Below are 16762 nucleotides of genomic sequence, written 5' to 3'. Positions count from 1 at the left end.
CCCAGAAACGCGGAGCACGGCCATGACGTCCGATCCGATCCTCGATCCCTTCCATTCCGGCGAACGGGAAGCCCAGGCACGGGCGGGATTCCGTGTGCCGTCCGCCCCGATCCGCGACGAACTGACCCCGCAGCACCGCGATTTCTACCCGCTGCTGCCCTTCCTGCTGGTCGCTGCGGCCGACGCGCAGGGCGCGCCCTCGGCCGGGGTGCTGACCGGACCGCCGGGCTTCGTCTCCTCACCCGACCCGCGCCTCCTGCGGGTCCGTCCGAAGCACGGGGCGTGGGACGCCCGGCCGGGGCTGGGGGCTCCGGTCGGGGCCCTCGGCATCGATCTGGCGACCCGCCGCCGCAACCGGGTCAACGGGGTGGTCGTCGCTACGGAAGGCGGCGGCTTCGACCTCGCGGTCGAGCAGAGCTTCGGCAACTGCCCGCAATACATCCAGGGGCGGTTGGTGGAGGACGACGGAAACGGGGCCGCCTTGGTCGCGGCCCCGCGCGAGACGCTCGGCGGGCTGGACGCCGAGGCCCGCCGCGTCCTCGCCGACGCCGACACCCTCTTCGTCGCCTCCTCGTCCGGGCCGGGACCGGAGGGCGGTTTCGACGTGTCGCACCGGGGCGGACCCGCGGGCTTCGTCCGCATCGACGGCGACCGGCTGCGGATTCCCGATTATTCCGGCAATCGCTACTTCAACACGCTGGGGAATTTCCTGCTGAACCCGCAGGCCGGGCTGCTGGTCGTCGATTTCGCGACCGGCGACGCGCTGCACCTGACCGGCTCGGTGACGGTCGATTGGGAGCGCCCGGACGATCTGCCGGGCGCTCAGCGGTCCTGGACCCTGCGCGTCGAGCGCGGGTGGCGGCAGCGCGCCGCCATCCCGCTGCGCTGGAGCTTCCGCGACCTGTCCCCGGCGACCCGGCGCATCGCCGAAATGGGCCGGGACGCCGCGTGAGGTTCAGCGCATGGCGGCGTCGAGCTTGGCCTTCCACAGGCCGTTGGACAGGGCGGTGGTCATCCACTGGTCGACCGCCTGCTTGAGCGCGGGGTCCTTGCGGAGCAGATAGGCGTTCTCGAAATGGGTGAAGGGGGCCGCCACCGGGACCGCGCAGAGCACGCCGGGGTTCAGCTTGGCCTGAAGATCGGCTTCGACGCCGTCGGTGACCATGACGTCGGCCTTGTTCGCCGCGATCTGGGCGAAGATCGTCCGGTTGTCCGGCCAGACCTCGATCGGCGCCTTGGTGAAGGAGGCGCGGGCGAACTTCTCGTTGGTGCCGCCGGGGTTGACGACGACGCGGGTGGCCGGCTGGTCGATGGCCTCGACCGTGGTGAACTTCTCCTTGTCGGCGCAGCGGGCGATCGGGCGCTTGCCGTCGGTCACGTTGGGCACCGAGAAATCGCCGACCGCCGCCCGGTCGGGGTTGACGGTGATGCCGCCCAGCGCGACGTCGAACTTGTCGGCCTTCAGATCCTCGATCAGCGTCTTCCAGGTGGTCGGCACGAACTCCGCCCGCACGCCGAGCGCGGTCGCCAACTCCTTGGCCATCTCAACGTCGGCGCCGACCAGCGCCCCGTCGTCCCCCTTGTAGCTGAAGGGCTTGTAGTCGCCGGTCGTGCCGACTCGCAGGATTCCGGCCTGCCGGATCCCCTGCAACGCATCGTCGGCCGCCCAGGCGGCGGGCATGGCCGTCAGCACGGCGGCGGCGACCAGCAGCCTCGTCAGGAACACCCTCATCGCAAACCCCCTGTGTTGTTGTTTGGAGAGGCCGGAAGCGAGTCCGGCATCCGCGAGTATGCCGCGACGGCCGGCGGATTTCCGTCCGAAAAAGACGGCGCATCCCAGTCGTCAGGAACGCATCGCCAAGTGCGCGGAACTGTGCTTCGATGACGCTTTGATGACACTGAACGATGGGTGTGTCGATGATCCGATCCGCTGGCGCCGCGCGGTCGCCGTGGCTTCTGTCCGGTGCGGTTGCCGTGTCCCTGATGGCCGTTGCCCCGGCGCTGGCCGCCGACCCGGTTCCCCAGAACGACCTGCTGAACGCCGAGCTGTGGATGCAGCGCTCGGTCGAGTACAAGGCGAACGCGCTGGCGGTCTACGCGCTGGGCAAGATCCAGCTCGACAAGGCGCTGGCCGACAAGAGCTGGACGGCGGCGCCCGAGCAGACCGGGGCGTATCAGGATCTGCCGCCCGCCGTCGTGCTGGATCTGGACGAGACGGCGATGGACAACTCGGCCTATCAGGTCGGCTTGGTGACCACCGGCACCGATTTCTCGCCCAAGACCTGGGACGCCTGGGTGAAGGCCGAGAAGGCGACCGCTGTGCCGGGCGCCGTGGAGTTCACCCAATACGCCGAGTCGAAGGGCGTAAAGGTGTTCTACGTCTCCAACCGCACCGGCGACCAGGAGGAGCCGACCCGACGCAACGCGCAGGCGCTGGGCTTCCCGATGGGCGGCAACGTGGACACCTTCCTGATGTCCAAGGAAAAGCCGGACTGGGGCTCGGCCAAGAGCACGCGCCGGGCGGTGATCGCCAAGGATTACCGCATCGTCCTGCTGTTCGGCGACAATTACGGGGATTTCTCCGACGCGTCGAGCGGCGGCGAGGCCGAGCGGCTGAAGGCGTTCGAGGCCGACAAGGCCCATTTCGGCCGTGACTGGCTGATGCTCGCCAACCCCGGCTACGGCTCCTTCGAGAGCGCGCCGTACCAGCACAACTTCAAGCTGTCGGGAGACGAGAAGCGCGCCAAGAAGATCGGCGCGCTGGAGCCCTGGGTGGCACCCGCCCCTTGACCAAGGTTCGGGACAGGTGCGCCGGTTCTGATCGGAAGGCTTCGGATCAGAAGAACAGGCGCACCGCCTGGACGATGACGACCCACGGCGCCCCGATCATGAACACCCACACGGCCGCGCGCGGCAGGCCATGCATCTTGCGGACCTGCGGCTCGACGGCGGTGTCGACGGCGGCGGTCTCGAAGGAGGTGGCGTTGAAGGACGACATGGCGGGTGGCTCCGGGTTCGGGTTCAGCATCGCGTTGACCCGATGATGCGGCCGGGATCGTTAACGACCGTTAAAGATGCCGCCCCGCACCACCGGCGATTGAGGCGTACCCCGGTCGGCGAGGGGGCCGGCGAGGCCCGCCGCACTCAGGCGCTAACTTGAAGCCCTTCTCCCCTTGCGGGAGAAGGGTTGGGATGAGGGGTGCAGCCCGACCGAAGGTCGGGAGGTAACCTTTACCCCTCACCCCAACCCCTCTCCCGCAAGGGGAGAGGGGCTAATCAGCGCCGCGCCGCCATCCTCACACCGTCAGATAGCGCCGCACCGCCTCGTCGTCGTGGTCGGCGCGGGGGCCGGACAGCATGACCTCGCCGCGCTCCAGCACCACCCAGTCGTCGGCCAGATCGCGGGCGAAGTCGAAATACTGCTCGACCAGCACGATCGCCATCGTCCCCTTGTCGCGCAGATAGGCGATGGCCCGGCCGATGTCCTTGATGATGGAGGGCTGGATGCCCTCGGTCGGCTCGTCCAGCACCAGCAGGCGCGGACGGGTCACCAGCGCGCGGCCGATGGCGAGCTGCTGCTGCTGCCCGCCCGACAGATCGCCGCCGCGCCGCTCCAGCATGGATTTCAGCACCGGAAACAGCTCGAAAACCTCGTCGGGGATGGAGCGCTGGGCGCGCGGCAGCGGGGCGTAGCCGGTCAGCAAATTCTCCCGCACGGTCAGCAGCGGGAAGATCTCGCGCCCCTGCGGCACATAGGCGATGCCGCGCCGCGCCCGGTCGGCGGGGGCGAGCTTTGTGATGTCCGCCCCGTCCCAGCCGATGGCGCCGCCGGTCACCGGCTTCAGCCCGACGATGGCGCGCAGCAGGCTGGACTTGCCGACGCCGTTGCGGCCGACCAGACAGGTGACCTTGCCGATCTCGGCCTTGAGCGAGACGCCGCGCAGAGCCTGGGCGGCGCCGTAATGCAGGTCGATGGAGCGAACGTCCAGCATGATCGCAATTCCTTTCCTCAGCGGCCCAGATAGACGTCGATGACCTGCTGGTTGGCGCTGACCGCGTCGAGCGAACCCTCCGCCAGCACGGACCCTTCCGCCAGCACCGTCACCTTGACGCCCAGCGCGCGGACGAAGCTCATGTCGTGCTCGACCACGATCACCGAATGCTTGCCGGCAATGTCGCAGAGAAGCTGGGCGGTCTGTTCGGTCTCGGCGTCGGTCATGCCGGCGACCGGCTCGTCCACCAGCAGCAGCTTGGGGTCCTGGGCCAGCAGCATGCCGATCTCCAGCCACTGCTTCTCGCCGTGCGACAGGCTGCCGGCGATGCGGTCGCGCTTGGGCGACAGGCGGGTGACGTCGAGAATCTCCTCGATGCGCGCCTTGTCGTCGCGGCCGATGGCGTAGGTCAGCGTCTTCAGCGGCCCGCGCGGCGCCTTCAGCGCCAGCTCCAGGTTGTCCCACACCGTGTGCGGCTCGAACACCGTCGGGCGCTGGAACTTGCGGCCGATGCCGAGGTTGGCGATGGACGCCTCGCGCAGCTTGGTCAGGTCGGTCGCGCCCTCGAACAGGATGGTGCCGTGATCGGGGCGGGTCTTGCCGGTGATGACGTCCATCATCGTCGTCTTGCCGGCCCCGTTCGGGCCGATGATGGCGCGCATCTCGCCCGGCATCATCACCAGCGACAGGCTGTTCAGCGCCCGGAAGCCGTCGAAGCTGACCGAAACGCCGTCGAGGTAGAGAAGGGTGTCCTCCGCGCTCATCGCTCACATCCCCTTCTGGTCGGCGGGCTTGCCGTTGGGCAGGCTCTTGCTCTTGGGCATCCTTGCCATCAGCTGCGCGCCCAGCCCCAGCAGCCCCTTGGGCAGGAACAGCGTCACCGCCACGAACAGGCCGCCCAGCGCGAACAGCCACAGCTCCGGCAGGGCGCCCGTGAAGTAGCTCTTGCCGAAATTCACCAGCACCGCGCCCAGAATGGCGCCGGCCAGCGTGCCGCGCCCGCCGACCGCGACCCAGATCACCGCCTCGATGGAGCTGGCGGGAGCGAACTCCGACGGGTTGATGATGCCGACCTGCGGGACGTACAGCGCCCCCGCGACGCCGGCCATGCAGGCCGACAGGGTCCAGGCGAACAGCTTGTAATGCTCGGTGTTGTAGCCAAGGAAGCGAACCCGGCTTTCGGTATCACGAACCGCCACCAGAACCTTGCCGAGCTTCGACCCGATGATGCCCGACGCGATCATGTAGGACAAGGCCAGCGCCACGACGGTCGCCACGAACAGCCCGACGCGGGTGCCCGGCGCCTGGATGTCGGCCCCGAGGATCTCCTTGAAGTCGGTCAGGCCGTTGTTGCCGCCGAAGCCCATGTCGTTGCGGAAGAAGGCCAGCAGCAGGGCGAAGGTCATCGCCTGGGTGATGATCGAGAGATACACGCCGGTGACCCGGCTGCGGAAGGCGAACCAGCCGAAGGCGAAGGCCAGCGCACCCGGCACCGCCAGCACCATCAGCGCGGCGAACCAGAAATGGTCGAAGCCCAGCCAGTACCAGGGCAGCTCCGTCCAGTTCAGGAACACCATGAAGTCGGGCAGTACCGGGTTGCCGTAGACCCCGCGCGGCCCGATCTGCCGCATCAGGTGCATGCCCATGGCGTAGCCGCCGAGCGCGAAGAAGGCCGCGTGCCCGAGCGACAGGATCCCGCAATAGCCCCACACCAGATCGAGCGCCAGCGCCAGCAGCGCGAAGCACAGGTATTTGCCCAGCAGCGAGACGGTGAAGATCGACAAATGGAAGGGCGAGTCCGCCGGAACCAGCAGCGTCGACACCGGGACCAGCACCGCCAGCAGCGCCAGGATGGTCAGCACCACCCCGGCCTTGCGGTCCAGCCCCATCAGGAAAAAGCGCGTCAGCATCGATCAGGCCTCCACCGCCCGGCCCTTCAGCGCGAAGAGACCGCGCGGACGCCGCTGGATGAACAGGATGATGAAAATCAGCACGAGGATCTTGCCCAGCACAGCACCCGCGTAGGGCTCCAGGAACTTGTTGAGCGTGCCCAGCGTCAGCGCGCCGACCAGCGTGCCCCAGAGGTTGCCGACCCCGCCGAACACCACGACCATGAAGCTGTCGATGATGTAGCCCTGGCCCAGATTCGGGCTGACGTTGTCGATCTGACTCAGCGCCACCCCGGCCAGCCCGGCGATGCCGGAGCCCAGGCCGAAGGTCAGCGCGTCCACCTTGGCCGTGCGGATGCCCATGGCGTTGGCCATCGGCCGGTTCTGAGTCACCGCGCGGATCGACAGGCCGAACCACGTGCGCTTCAGCGCCACCAGCAGGGCGGCGAACACCGCGAAGGCGAAGACGACGATCCACAACCGGCCGTAGGTGATGGTCAGCCCGCCCAGTTCGAAGGCGCCGGACATCCAGCTCGGCGCGCCGACCTCGCGGTTGCTGGGGCCGAAGATGGAGCGCACCGCCTGCTGCAGGGCCAGCGACAGGCCCCAGGTGGCGAGCAGCGTCTCCAGCGGGCGGCCGTAGAGCCAGCGGATCACGCTGCGCTCGATCAGGATGCCGACGCCGCCGGACACCAGGAAGGCGGCGGGCAGCGCCACCAGGATCGACAGGTCGAAGAGGCCCGGCGCGTGGGCGCGGAACAGCTCCTGCACCATGAAGGTGGTGTAGGCGCCGATCATCACCATCTCGCCATGGGCCATGTTGATGACACCCATCACGCCGAAGGTGACGGCGAGACCGATGGCGGCCAGCAGCAGCACCGAACCCAGCGACAGCCCATACCAGAGATTCTGCGCGACGCCCCACAGGGTCAGCTTCAACTGGACGCTGGCGATGGCCGACGCGGCGGCGGCCTTGGCCGTCTCCGACGCGGAAGAGGAGGAGGCGACCGACGACAGCAACGCCAGCGCGTCCTGGTCGGAACGCCCGGCCAGCGTGGCGACGGCGACGCGGGTGTCCTCGTCGGACGCCCCGGCGGTCAGCGTGATGGCGGCGCGCGCCTGTTCCATGGCGCGGCGGACGCTGGAATCCTGTTCCTTGGCGAGCGCGGTGTTGAGCGCGTCCAGCGCGGTGGCGTCGCGGCTCTTGAACACCGCGTCGGCGGCGGAGCGGCGGATGCCCGCGTCGGGGCTCATCAGGGTCAGCGCGCCCAGCGAGGCGCTGATGGCGCGGCGCAGCGCGTTGTTGACCTTGATCTTCTCGATGGCGCCGGCGGGCGCCTCGCCGAGCGAGGCGCCGCCCAGCGGGTCGGTCAGGGCGTAGTCGGATCCGGCCTTGCGGGCGATCACGACGACGCCGTCGGCCTTGCGGACGTAGAGGTCGCCGGCCTGGAGCGCCTCGATCACCGGGACGGCGGCCGGGTCGCCGGCCTCGGACAGCTGTGCCAGCCCCTTTTCGGTTCCGGCGTAGCCGCCGGTGCCCAGGGACTGGACGAGCGGGCGGAGGTCGGCGGCCAGCGCGACGGACGTCGTGGCGGCCACCACGCACACGGCCAGAAGCCAGCGGAGAGCGCGTCGCATCGCGGATCCTTCGTTGAGCTTGCGGGGGGATGGGTTCTTCAAACGAAAGGCGTTTGCCCCCTCCCCAACCCTCCCCCGCTTGCAGCGGTGGAGGGGGCTGGTCCCCCTCTCCCGCGAAGCGGGGGAGGGCCGGGGAGGGGGCAAACGCCTTGCTCGATCAACCAGTCAGACGGCTACAAGCGAAACCCTCAGGTCCCCTTGCCGCCGCACTTGCCGGTCTTCACGTTGAAGTTGCCGCAGGACATCGGCTTGCGCCAATCGGCGATCAGGTCCTTGCTGTCCGGCAGGAAGTCCGACCACTCGTCGCCGGGGACCAGGCCCGGGGTCTTGGAGACGGTTTCGAACTGGCCGTTCTCCTGCACTTCGCCGATCAGCACCGGCTTGGTGATGTGGTGGTTCGGCAGCATCGCCGAATAGCCGCCGGTCAGGTTCGGCACCGAGACGCCGACCATGCTGTCGATCACCGCGTCCGGGGCCACCGTGCCCGCCGCCTCGACCGCCTTCACCCACATGTTGAAGCCGATGTAATGGGCTTCCATCGGGTCGTTGGTGACGCGCTTGTCGTTCTTGGTGAAGGTCTTCCACGCCTTGATGAACTCGGCGTTGGCGGGGTTCTCCACCGACTGGAAGTAGTTCCACGCGGCCAGATGACCCAGCAGCGGCTTGGTGTCGATGCCGGCCAGCTCTTCCTCGCCGACCGAGAAGGCGACGACCGGGATGTCCTGCGCCTTCACGCCCTGGTTGCCGAGCTCCTTGTAGAAGGGAACGTTAGCGTCGCCGTTGATGGTCGAGACGACGGCGGTCTTCTTGCCGGCCGAACCGAACTTCTTGATGTCGGCGACGATGGACTGCCAATCGGAATGCCCGAACGGCGTGTAGTTGATCTTGATGTCCTCGTCCTTGACGCCCTTGCCCTTCAGGTAGGCCTCGAGAATCTTGTTGGTCGTGCGCGGGTAGACGTAGTCGGTGCCGGCCAGGACCCAGCGCTGGACCTTCTCCTTCTGCATCAGGTAGTCGACCGCCGGGATCGCCTGCTGGTTCGGGGCGGCGCCGGTGTAGAAGACGTTGCGCGAGGATTCCTCGCCCTCGTACTGCACCGGGTAGAACAGCAGGCCGTTCAGCTCCTCGAAGACCGGCAGCACCGACTTGCGGCTGACCGAGGTCCAGCAGCCGAACACGGCGGCGACCTTGTCCTTGGTCAGCAGTTCGCGCGCCTTCTCGGCGAAGAGCGGCCAGTTGGAGGCCGGATCAACCACGACGGCCTCCAGCTTCTTGCCGAGGACGCCGCCCTTCTTGTTCTGCTCCTCGATCAGCATCAGCATGACGTCCTTCAGGGTCGTCTCGCTGATCGCCATCGTGCCGGAGAGGGAGTGCAGGATGCCCACCTTGATGGTGTCCTGCGCCAGGGCCGGCGCGGCCATTCCCATCATCGCGCCCATCGCCAGACCGGCGAAAGCGCCAAGACCGAGCACCGAAGTCGCCTGTTTCGTCCGCATGAAGTTGCCCCCTTCCACTGTCGCCCCGGTTGGCCCGGCGCATCGTCAAATCGTCGGAGGAAAAGCTACCGCGCCTGCGAACGGGCGTATCTACGTCAAATGCCCCATACGGCCGCTTGCCCCGGCCGTCCCAGCCCTCAAACCCTCGCCGGACAAATAGGATGCCGAAGGATGGAATAACGCCGCAGGCCGGGCGTCGTACCGGAAAGGGCGGCCACGCTTCCGCTGCGGTGCACGCAGGCAACAGTGTGTTCTGCAATCCCGCCGTCACCAAATGTCACTTGCGCCGCTTCCGTTGCTGGCCGAAGGATACGAGGCTTACCATTTATCGTTCACGATCCGGTCCCAGCCCCATGCTTTCCGTCAGCCGCCTGCCCCTTGGCCATTACACCGCGCTCGGACTCGCCGGCTTCCTGATCGGAACCCTGGCGGCCGGGCCGGCGGCGGCCTCCTCCCCCACGCGCACCGGCACGACGCAGGCCTCGGCCCCGGCGGCGCCCACCCCGGCGCTGGTGGCGATGTGGGCCGCCCGCGTGGAGCAGCGCGCGACCGAGATCCAGAACGCCCCCAAGGCGACGGCCACCCGCATCGGCTTCGGCGCCGTGGTGAAGAAGGGCGACGGCGGGGTCATCGAGGCCGTGCTGCCGGCGATCGAGGTCCCCACCGAGCCGGCGGTCACCGAGATCGGCACGCTCCCCGCCATCGAGCCGCCGCCGCCGGTGGTCATCCGCGTGCGCTCGCCGCTGGCCGACCGCGTCGGCAAGGTGGCGCGCCGCCTGATCGAGCTGGGGCATCTGCCCGCCGACCAGTGGACGGAGAGCTTCGAGGATCCGCTGGAGAACGCCGTGCGCGCCTTCCAGATCGTCGAGGGGTTGCAGCCCGACGGCAAGGTCGGCGAGGTGACCCGCCAAGCGCTGGACCGCACGCCCGCCCAGGCGGTGGCGATGCTGCGGCGCGCGGCGGCGATGATGAAGGCGCAGCAGGCCTCGATCCCCGAGACCGCCGTGCTGGTCAACCTGCCCGGCCAGTCCGTCACCTACATCGAGCGCGGCCGCCCGGTCCTGACCATGCGCGCCGTGGTCGGGCGCCCGTCGCGCAAGACGCCGCTGCTCCAGGACAAGATCACCAGCGTCACCATCAACCCGACCTGGACCGTCCCGCCGACCGTGTTGAACGAGGACAAGCTGCCCAACCTGCGCAAGAAGGGCAACCCCGGCATCAAGAACGCCGTCGTCTACCTCGACGGCGCGCCGGTGACGCCGGAAAGCGTCAACTGGTGGTCGGTCGACGTCGGCCGCATCCGCATCGTGCAGAAGCCGGGCGACGACAACGCGCTGGGGCGGTTCCGCTTCAACCTGACCAACGGCGACGGCATCTTCCTGCACGGCACCAACGACCCGCGCCTGTTCAGCCGGGATCTCCGCGCCGCCAGCTCCGGCTGCGTCCGGCTGGAGGACGCGCGGCTGATGGCCGACACCCTGCTCGACGCCGCCAAGATGTCGGACGCCGCCGTCACCAAGCAGCTCGACACCGGCGAGACCAAGACCGTCCGCCTGCCCAACGCCATCCCCGTGCGCTTCGTCTACTGGAACGCCTCGGTCGACACCGCCGGCACCGTGCGCGTCCACCCCGACATCTACGAGAACCCGCCCGACGTTCCCGGCACGGCGCCCGTCACCCAACCGGTCTCGACCCCGCGCCCCTCGGCCACGAAGCCGGCGCCGCTGCCCATCCCGATGGCCCCGCCGGCGGCGGCGTCCGTGTCCTCGGCCACGGTCCGCAACCTGGCGGTCCAGACGCCGGCCGCGACCCGGATGTGAGGGAGGGGACGCGATGATCGTCCGCATCGACCATCTGGTGCTGACCGTCGCGTCCATCGCGGCGACCTGCGATTTCTACAGCCGGGTGCTGGGGATGGAGGTCGTCACCTTCGCCGGGGGGCGCAAGGCGCTGTCCTTCGGCGCGCAGAAGTTCAACCTGCACGAAGTCGGCCACGAGTTCGATCCGAAAGCCCGCCGGCCGACCGCCGGCTCGGCCGATTTCTGCCTGATCACCGAAACGCTGCTCGACGCGGTCGTCGCGCATCTGGCGGCCCAGAACGTCGTGATCGAGGAAGGGCCGGTGGACCGCACCGGCGCCACCGGGCCGATCCGCTCGGTCTATTTCCGCGACCCGGACGGCAACCTCGTGGAAGTCTCGACTTACGCCGCCTCGGCCTGATTCCCACGCCGCCTTTTTTACACCGCCGGGTCGAACAGCGGTTCCGGCAGGCCGGGCACCTCCACCCTCAACGCGAAGACTCCGCCCGATTGCGGGAAGCGCTCCAGTTCCTCGGCCGGGCGGCCGGCGCTGGCCGTGGTCAGGTAGAGCGTCCGCAGATCCGGCCCGCCGAAGGCCACCATGGTCGGGCAGCGCGCCGGAACCGGGTGGGTGGAGAGCAGGGTGCCGTCCGGGGCGTGGCGCTGCACCCGCCCGCCCTCGTAGAGCGCCGTCCAGTAGCAGCCCTCGGAATCCACGGCGGCCCCGTCGGGGCGGCCCCGGTCGTCGCCCGACGGCTGGAAGCGCAGGAAGACCTCCCGGTCCGTGGCCGCGCCGGTCGCCGGGTCGTAGCGGTAGCGGTAGACCGTGAAGGTCGGCGTGTCGGAATGGTAGAGGATGCGTCCGTCCGGGCTGAAGGCCAGCCCGTTGGAGGTCAGCAGCCCGTCCGCCAGCGCCGTCAATCCGCGCCGGTCGAAGCGGTAGAGATGCGCCTTGCCGCCGGCCTTGGGCTCGTCCAGCGTGCCGGCGAGGTAGCGGCCCATGGGGTCGGCGCGCCCGTCGTTGAAGCGGCTGGCGGCGGTGTCCTCCGGGTTGGCGGCGAGCAGCGCCAGGGGCTTGGCCTCGGCGTCGAGCGTCCACAGGCCCGAGCGCAGCCCGGCGATGAAGCCGCCGCCCTTGCGCAGGCCGACGCAGCCGATCTCCTCCGGCAGGGTCCAGGCGGTGTCGGCGCCGGTCGCCGGATCGAAGCGGTGCAGGGCGCGGCTCTTGATGTCCACCCAGTGGAGGGCTTGCTCCGCCACCGACCACACCGGGCTTTCCCCCAGCTTGGCGCGGGCGTCGAGGACACAGGCGAAGGGCTGGGCGGTGGTCATGGGAGGTCTTTCGATGGTTGGGGAAAATCCGGCGGGTGTGGCCCCCTCCCTAACCCTCCCCCGCTTGTCAGCGGGAGAGAGAACTGCCGCCGAACACCGACAAGGGTCCAGCCCCCTCTCCCGCGCAGCGGGGGAGGGATGGGGAGGGGGCTCCGCCCGTTCAACACACAAGCCCACGGCATCCTCACACCCACGTCCCCAAAACCTCCAGCCCCGGCCCCAGCAGCACCAGCGCCGCCCGGTGCCCCGGCGCCAAGCGGCCGTAACGGTCCTCCAGCCCGAGGAACGCCGCCGGGTAGAGCGACGCCATCCGCAACGCCTCCTCCAGCGTCACCCCCAAAAGCCCCATTGCGTTGCGCACCGCGCCGATCATGTCGATGTCCGCCCCGGCCAGCGTGCCGTCCTCGGTCTCCAGCCGCCCGTCGCGGCGGTGGATGGTCCGGCCGTACAGCGTGAAGCTGGTGGCGTCGGTGCCGACCGGCGGCATGGCGTCGGTCACCAGGAACACCCGGCCCGGCGGCTTGGCGGCCAGCGTCAGCCGCAGCAGCGCCGGGTGCACGTGCACCCCGTCGGCGATCACCCCGCACCACAGCCGGGGATCCTGCATCCCGGCCAGCGCCAGCCCCGGCGCCCGGTTGACGATGGGCGGCATGGCGTTGAAAAGATGCGTCACCCCGCGCAGCCCCAGCCCGGCGGCCTCCCCCACCCGCTCCAGCCCGGCGGCGGAATGTCCGGCCGACAGGATCACGCCGCCGGCCGACAGCCGCGCCAGCGCCTCGTCGGACACCCGTTCCGGCGCCAGCGTCACCAGCACCCGCGCGTCGGGCGATCCCGCCGCCGCCCCGGTCAGGAAACCGATATCCGCGTCGTCGGGATGGCGGATGAAGCGCGGCTCGTGCACGCCCGGCCGCTCCGGGCTGAGGAACGGCCCCTCCAAATGGACACCCAGCACCCCGCTGCCCGGCAGGGCGGAGGCCGCCAGCGCGGCGCGCGTCGCCTGCTCGGTGCGGCCCCGCTCGTCGGTGATGAGGGTCGGCAGCAGCCCCACCGTCCCCGACCGCCGCAGCGCCGCCGCGATGGCGAGCGCCGACTCCACCGTCGGGCTGTCGTTGAACAGCACCCCGCCCGCCCCGTTCACCTGCGCGTCGATGAAGCCGGGCGCCAGCAGCGAATCCTCCGGCAGCCGCACCACCTCGGCCTCCACCGCCGCCCCGGCGGGCAGCAGATCGAGGATGCGTCCGTCCTCGACCAGCAGCCCATGGCCGTCCAGCAGGGCATCGCCGGTGAACAACCGCGCGCCGGCCAGGAAGAGGCGCCGCGTCACGTCGCCGGCCCTCCCTTGCCATTCAGGCCAAGCTCCGGCTCCAGGCCGGGACGGGGCGCCGGCGGCGGCACCACGGAGCGGGCGATCTCGGCCATCAGCAGCTTGCGGTCGATGGGCTTGGGCACGTAGCCGGTCATCCCGGCGGCGCGGCAATGCGCGACGTCCTCGGGGAAGGTGTTGGCGGTCAGCGCCACGATGGGGGTGGCGTTGGCGGGCGGCACCATGGCGCGGATGGCGCGGGTCGCCGCCAGCCCGTCCATCACCGGCATGTTGACGTCCATCAGGATCAGGTCGAAGGCGTGGCGCCGCACCGCCGCGACCGCCGCCGCCCCGTCCTCCACCGCGACGACGCGGTGGCCGAGCTGCTTGAGGATGGTGACGACCAGCATCCGGTTCATCTCGACGTCCTCGGCGACCAGAATGCGCAAGCCCTCCGCCGTCTCCGCGACCGGGCGCGGCGGCGCCGGGGCGGGAGGGGGCGGAGGCGGCGGCACGGGCCGTTCGACCCTGGCCGGCGCCTCCGCCGACCCGCCGGCCGGCGCCCCGGAGCCGGACGGGCGCAGCCGGTCGAGCCGCTGCTGCAACTCCGCCGCGTCGTAGGGCTTGGCGATCTGGTCGAAGCCAGCCTGCGCCGCGTCGTCGGCGACGACCGCGTGGGCGGCGAAGCCGGACGCCAGCAGCACCGGGAGGCCCGGCCGCAGCCGCCGCGCCTCGCGCGCCAGCTCCGCCCCGTTCATGCCGGGCGGCATGACGATGTCGCTGAACAGCAGGTCGAGCGTCTCCGGGCTGCGCAGCACCACCAGGGCCTCCCCGGCGCCCGCCGCCGCGACCACCCGGTGCCCCCAGCTCCGCAGCAGCGCCGTCCCGGTCTCGCGGATGGTCTGGTCATCCTCGACCATCAGGATGGACAGCGGCGCCCACGACGACAGCGGCGGCGTGGCCGGGACGGCGAAACGCCCGCTCTCGTCGGCCACCCGGCTCGCCGGGAAGCGGGCGACGGCGGTGGTGCCCTGCCCGACCGTGCTCGACAGCGACAGCGTCCCGCCGTGCAGTTCCACCAGCCGGCGGGTCAGCGGCAGGCCGAGTCCGGTCCCCTCGACCTGCCGGTTGGCGGCGCTCTCCACCCGGCCGAAGGCCTGGAGGACGCGGCCCATGTCCTGCTCGGCGATGCCCATCCCGTTGTCGCGCACCTCCAGCCGCAGGCCGCCGTCGGCGTCCAGCGCCGCGCCGACCGACACGCGCCCGCCAGCCGGGGTGTATTTCACCGCGTTGGTCAGCAGGTTCAGCAGGATCTGGCGGATGCGCTTCTCGTCGCCGCGCAGGTGGCGGGCGGCCGGATCGACCGCCGCCGTCAGCGCGATGCCGGCCCGCCCGGCGCGCGGGGTCAGCAGCCGGACGGCGAAGGTCGCCGTCTGCTCCAGATCGACGACCTCGTCGTCCAGCACCAGCTGCCCGGCCTCGGCGCGGACGTTGTCCAGGATCTCGTTGATCAGCTCCAGCAGATGCTGGCCGCTGTCGCGGATGTTCGTCGCGAAATCCTTGTAGAAGGGGTTGCCGATCGGCCCCTCCGACTCGCGCGCGATCAGGTCGGCGAAACCGATCACCGCGTTCATCGGCGTCCGCAACTCGTGGCTGAGGCTGGCCAGGAACTCGCCCTTCGAGCGGTTGGCGGCCTCGGCGGCGCGGCGCGCGTCCTGCAATTCGGCTTCCATGACCTTGCGCGCGGTGATGTCGCGCTCGACGCTGACGAACTCCAGCGGCGCGCCCCAATCGTCGGCGACCAGCCGCACCGCGCTCTCGATCCACACCCAGTGCCCGTCGGCGTGGCGCAGGCGGTAGGTGGATTTCATCGTCGGGCTGGTCGGCGTCATCCGCCCCAGCCCGTCGGTCACCGCCGCGCGGTCGTCGGGGTGCATGCGCTCCGTCAGCGGGCGCCCGACCAGCTCGGCCGGGTCGCAGCCCAGGCTGTCGCGCACCGCCTCCGAGCAGAAGCGGCGGACCCCGTCCACCCCGACGCGGCCGATGACGTCGGACACGCTGCGCGCCAGCAGGCGGTAGCGCGCCTCGCTCTCGCGGATCGCGCGCTCGGCCTCGTGGCGGCGGGTGATGTCGCGGGCGCCGACCGACACCATCGCGACGGTTCCGTCGGCGTCGCGGATCGGCACCAGCGACACCTCCCAATAGCGGGTGACGCCGTCGCGGGTGTCCTTGTCCTCGAACCGGATCGGCCCGCCGGAATCGATGCAGACCCGCAGGTCGTCCGCCAGCTTGGCCGCCACGTCGGGCGGCAGGAAGGCGTCCGGGGAGCGGCCCTGCGCCTGCTCGGCCGTGGTTCCCATCGCCGCGAAGGCCGCCGCGTTGCCGCGTTGCAGGATGAAGGCGCCATCCCCGGCGATCTTCCCGATGAAGAGATTGTCGATCGAATGATCGAAGACGGCGCGGAACATCGCCTCGCTCCGCGCCAGCGCCCGCTCGTCGCCGACGCGGCGGTGCTCGCGCGCCAGCATCATGCCCAGCAGCGCGATGCCCAGCACCGTGAAGCCGGTCAGTGGCAGCCCCAGACGCTGCAGAATCTCCGCCGGTCCCCAGGCGGGCAGCACCAGAAACGGCGCCAGCGTCAGCGGGGCGACCAGAAGCCCGAACAGGACAAGCGGGCGGAACCCCGGCTCCCGCCCGTTCCGCCGCAGCAGCGGCGCCGCCAGCACCCCGGCCAGCCCGGTCAGCCCCATCCCGATCAGCCCCGTCGCCACCCCGGCGCCGCCCAGCCACAGCCGGTAGGCCGACCCGACGGCCGCCGCCGTCAGCGCCGCCGGCCAGCCGCCGAAAACCCCGGCCAGCGCCACCATGACGTTGCGGAGATCGACGATCACGCCGTCCGCGACCGGGAAGGCGTCCATCATCGACAGGATCGCCGCCGCCCCGAACAGCAGTCCCGACAACGGCCCGAACGACCGCCGGCCGCCGAACCGGCTCAGCAGCAGCCGGTAGGCCAGCAGGACGAGCGCCAGCAACCCGACGCCATGCGCAAGGGCGATGACCATCCCCGTTCCCATGCCGCCCCGATGCCTCCGCCTGCCCGTTGAACGAAGCTGTTATCCGCCGTTTCGCAACCGACATCTACACACACAATGGCACAAGCAAAAGATTCAATTCCTGCCATTCTGCGTCTCACGACGATGGCGCCCGGCCCGGCCGGCGTTCCGCCACGTCCCGGTCGCATCTGCGGTTGCGGACGGGCGCTGAAACGCTTGCGGCGGCGTGGCGCATCGGCATGATGGGCCGGTCGCCCAAC

General features: G+C 70.2%; 14 protein-coding genes. 4 read left to right on the top strand and 10 right to left on the bottom strand.

The features are described 5' to 3' along the window. Window positions 1-22: 22 nt before the first annotated feature. The gene (locus tag EJ913_RS27885) at window positions 23-952 is read left to right on the top strand and encodes a pyridoxamine 5'-phosphate oxidase family protein (protein WP_127004123.1); all 930 of its coding nucleotides are present in this window, start codon (window positions 23-25) and stop codon (window positions 950-952) included. 3 nt (window positions 953-955) lie between these two features. On the opposite strand, the gene EJ913_RS27880 is transcribed toward EJ913_RS27885, so the two are convergent. Beyond that, window positions 956-1732 (bottom strand): transporter substrate-binding domain-containing protein, encoded by a 777-nt coding sequence (locus EJ913_RS27880; RefSeq protein WP_127004121.1) that lies wholly within the window; start codon window positions 1730-1732, stop codon window positions 956-958. A 185-nt stretch (window positions 1733-1917) separates the two neighbouring features. Between EJ913_RS27880 and EJ913_RS27875 the strand changes: the two genes are divergently transcribed. Then, window positions 1918-2790, top strand: coding sequence for a 5'-nucleotidase, lipoprotein e(P4) family (locus EJ913_RS27875; RefSeq protein WP_127004119.1), 873 nt, complete (start codon window positions 1918-1920; stop codon window positions 2788-2790). A 46-nt stretch (window positions 2791-2836) separates the two neighbouring features. On the opposite strand, the gene EJ913_RS31940 is transcribed toward EJ913_RS27875, so the two are convergent. From EJ913_RS31940 to urtA, 6 genes are all read right to left on the bottom strand, one after another. Next, on the bottom strand, window positions 2837-2998 hold the full coding sequence (locus EJ913_RS31940; RefSeq protein WP_185909973.1) for a hypothetical protein: 162 nt from the start codon (window positions 2996-2998) through the stop codon (window positions 2837-2839). 298 nt (window positions 2999-3296) lie between these two features. Next, window positions 3297-3992, bottom strand: a complete 696-nt coding sequence (gene urtE, locus EJ913_RS27870) for an urea ABC transporter ATP-binding subunit UrtE (protein ID WP_127004117.1) — start codon at window positions 3990-3992, stop codon at window positions 3297-3299. 17 nt (window positions 3993-4009) lie between these two features. After that, window positions 4010-4756: an urea ABC transporter ATP-binding protein UrtD gene (gene urtD / locus EJ913_RS27865; protein ID WP_127004115.1), complete on the bottom strand. Its 747-nt coding sequence runs from the start codon at window positions 4754-4756 to the stop codon at window positions 4010-4012. Window positions 4757-4759: 3 nt separating this feature from the next. Then, window positions 4760-5902: an urea ABC transporter permease subunit UrtC gene (urtC, locus tag EJ913_RS27860; RefSeq protein WP_127004113.1), complete on the bottom strand. Its 1143-nt coding sequence runs from the start codon at window positions 5900-5902 to the stop codon at window positions 4760-4762. Window positions 5903-5905: 3 nt separating this feature from the next. Further along, window positions 5906-7519: an urea ABC transporter permease subunit UrtB gene (gene urtB, locus EJ913_RS27855; RefSeq protein ID WP_127004111.1), complete on the bottom strand. Its 1614-nt coding sequence runs from the start codon at window positions 7517-7519 to the stop codon at window positions 5906-5908. 188 nt (window positions 7520-7707) lie between these two features. Continuing rightward, window positions 7708-9015, bottom strand: a complete 1308-nt coding sequence (gene urtA, locus EJ913_RS27850; RefSeq protein ID WP_127004109.1) for an urea ABC transporter substrate-binding protein — start codon at window positions 9013-9015, stop codon at window positions 7708-7710. Between the two features lie 353 nt (window positions 9016-9368). Here urtA and EJ913_RS27845 point away from each other — a divergent pair, with 353 nt between their 5' ends. Together EJ913_RS27845 and EJ913_RS27840 are read left to right on the top strand one after the other, a co-directional pair. Continuing rightward, a complete protein-coding gene (locus tag EJ913_RS27845; RefSeq protein ID WP_244939522.1) occupies window positions 9369-10835 on the top strand; it encodes a L,D-transpeptidase family protein in 1467 nt (488 codons plus the stop codon). Window positions 10836-10848: 13 nt separating this feature from the next. Beyond that, window positions 10849-11235, top strand: a complete 387-nt coding sequence (locus EJ913_RS27840; protein ID WP_127004106.1) for a VOC family protein — start codon at window positions 10849-10851, stop codon at window positions 11233-11235. Window positions 11236-11252: 17 nt separating this feature from the next. On the opposite strand, the gene EJ913_RS27835 is transcribed toward EJ913_RS27840, so the two are convergent. The 3 genes from EJ913_RS27835 to EJ913_RS27825 form a co-directional block, all read right to left on the bottom strand. Beyond that, a complete protein-coding gene (locus EJ913_RS27835) occupies window positions 11253-12146 on the bottom strand; it encodes an SMP-30/gluconolactonase/LRE family protein (RefSeq protein WP_127004104.1) in 894 nt (297 codons plus the stop codon). A 184-nt stretch (window positions 12147-12330) separates the two neighbouring features. Continuing rightward, window positions 12331-13470: an N-acetylglucosamine-6-phosphate deacetylase gene (nagA, locus tag EJ913_RS27830; protein WP_238522080.1), complete on the bottom strand. Its 1140-nt coding sequence runs from the start codon at window positions 13468-13470 to the stop codon at window positions 12331-12333. Continuing rightward, a complete protein-coding gene (locus EJ913_RS27825; RefSeq protein WP_244939521.1) occupies window positions 13467-16511 on the bottom strand; it encodes a response regulator in 3045 nt (1014 codons plus the stop codon). Before EJ913_RS27825 ends, nagA begins: the two co-directional genes overlap by 4 nt. Between the last annotated feature and the right edge of the window lie 251 nt (window positions 16512-16762).

Origin of the sequence: Azospirillum doebereinerae (genome assembly GCF_003989665.1) — a bacterium.
In the GTDB taxonomy this organism is placed as follows: domain Bacteria; phylum Pseudomonadota; class Alphaproteobacteria; order Azospirillales; family Azospirillaceae; genus Azospirillum; species Azospirillum doebereinerae.
Note: the sequence above shows the minus strand (reverse complement) of the source record. Positions and strands in the feature narration are given on the sequence as shown.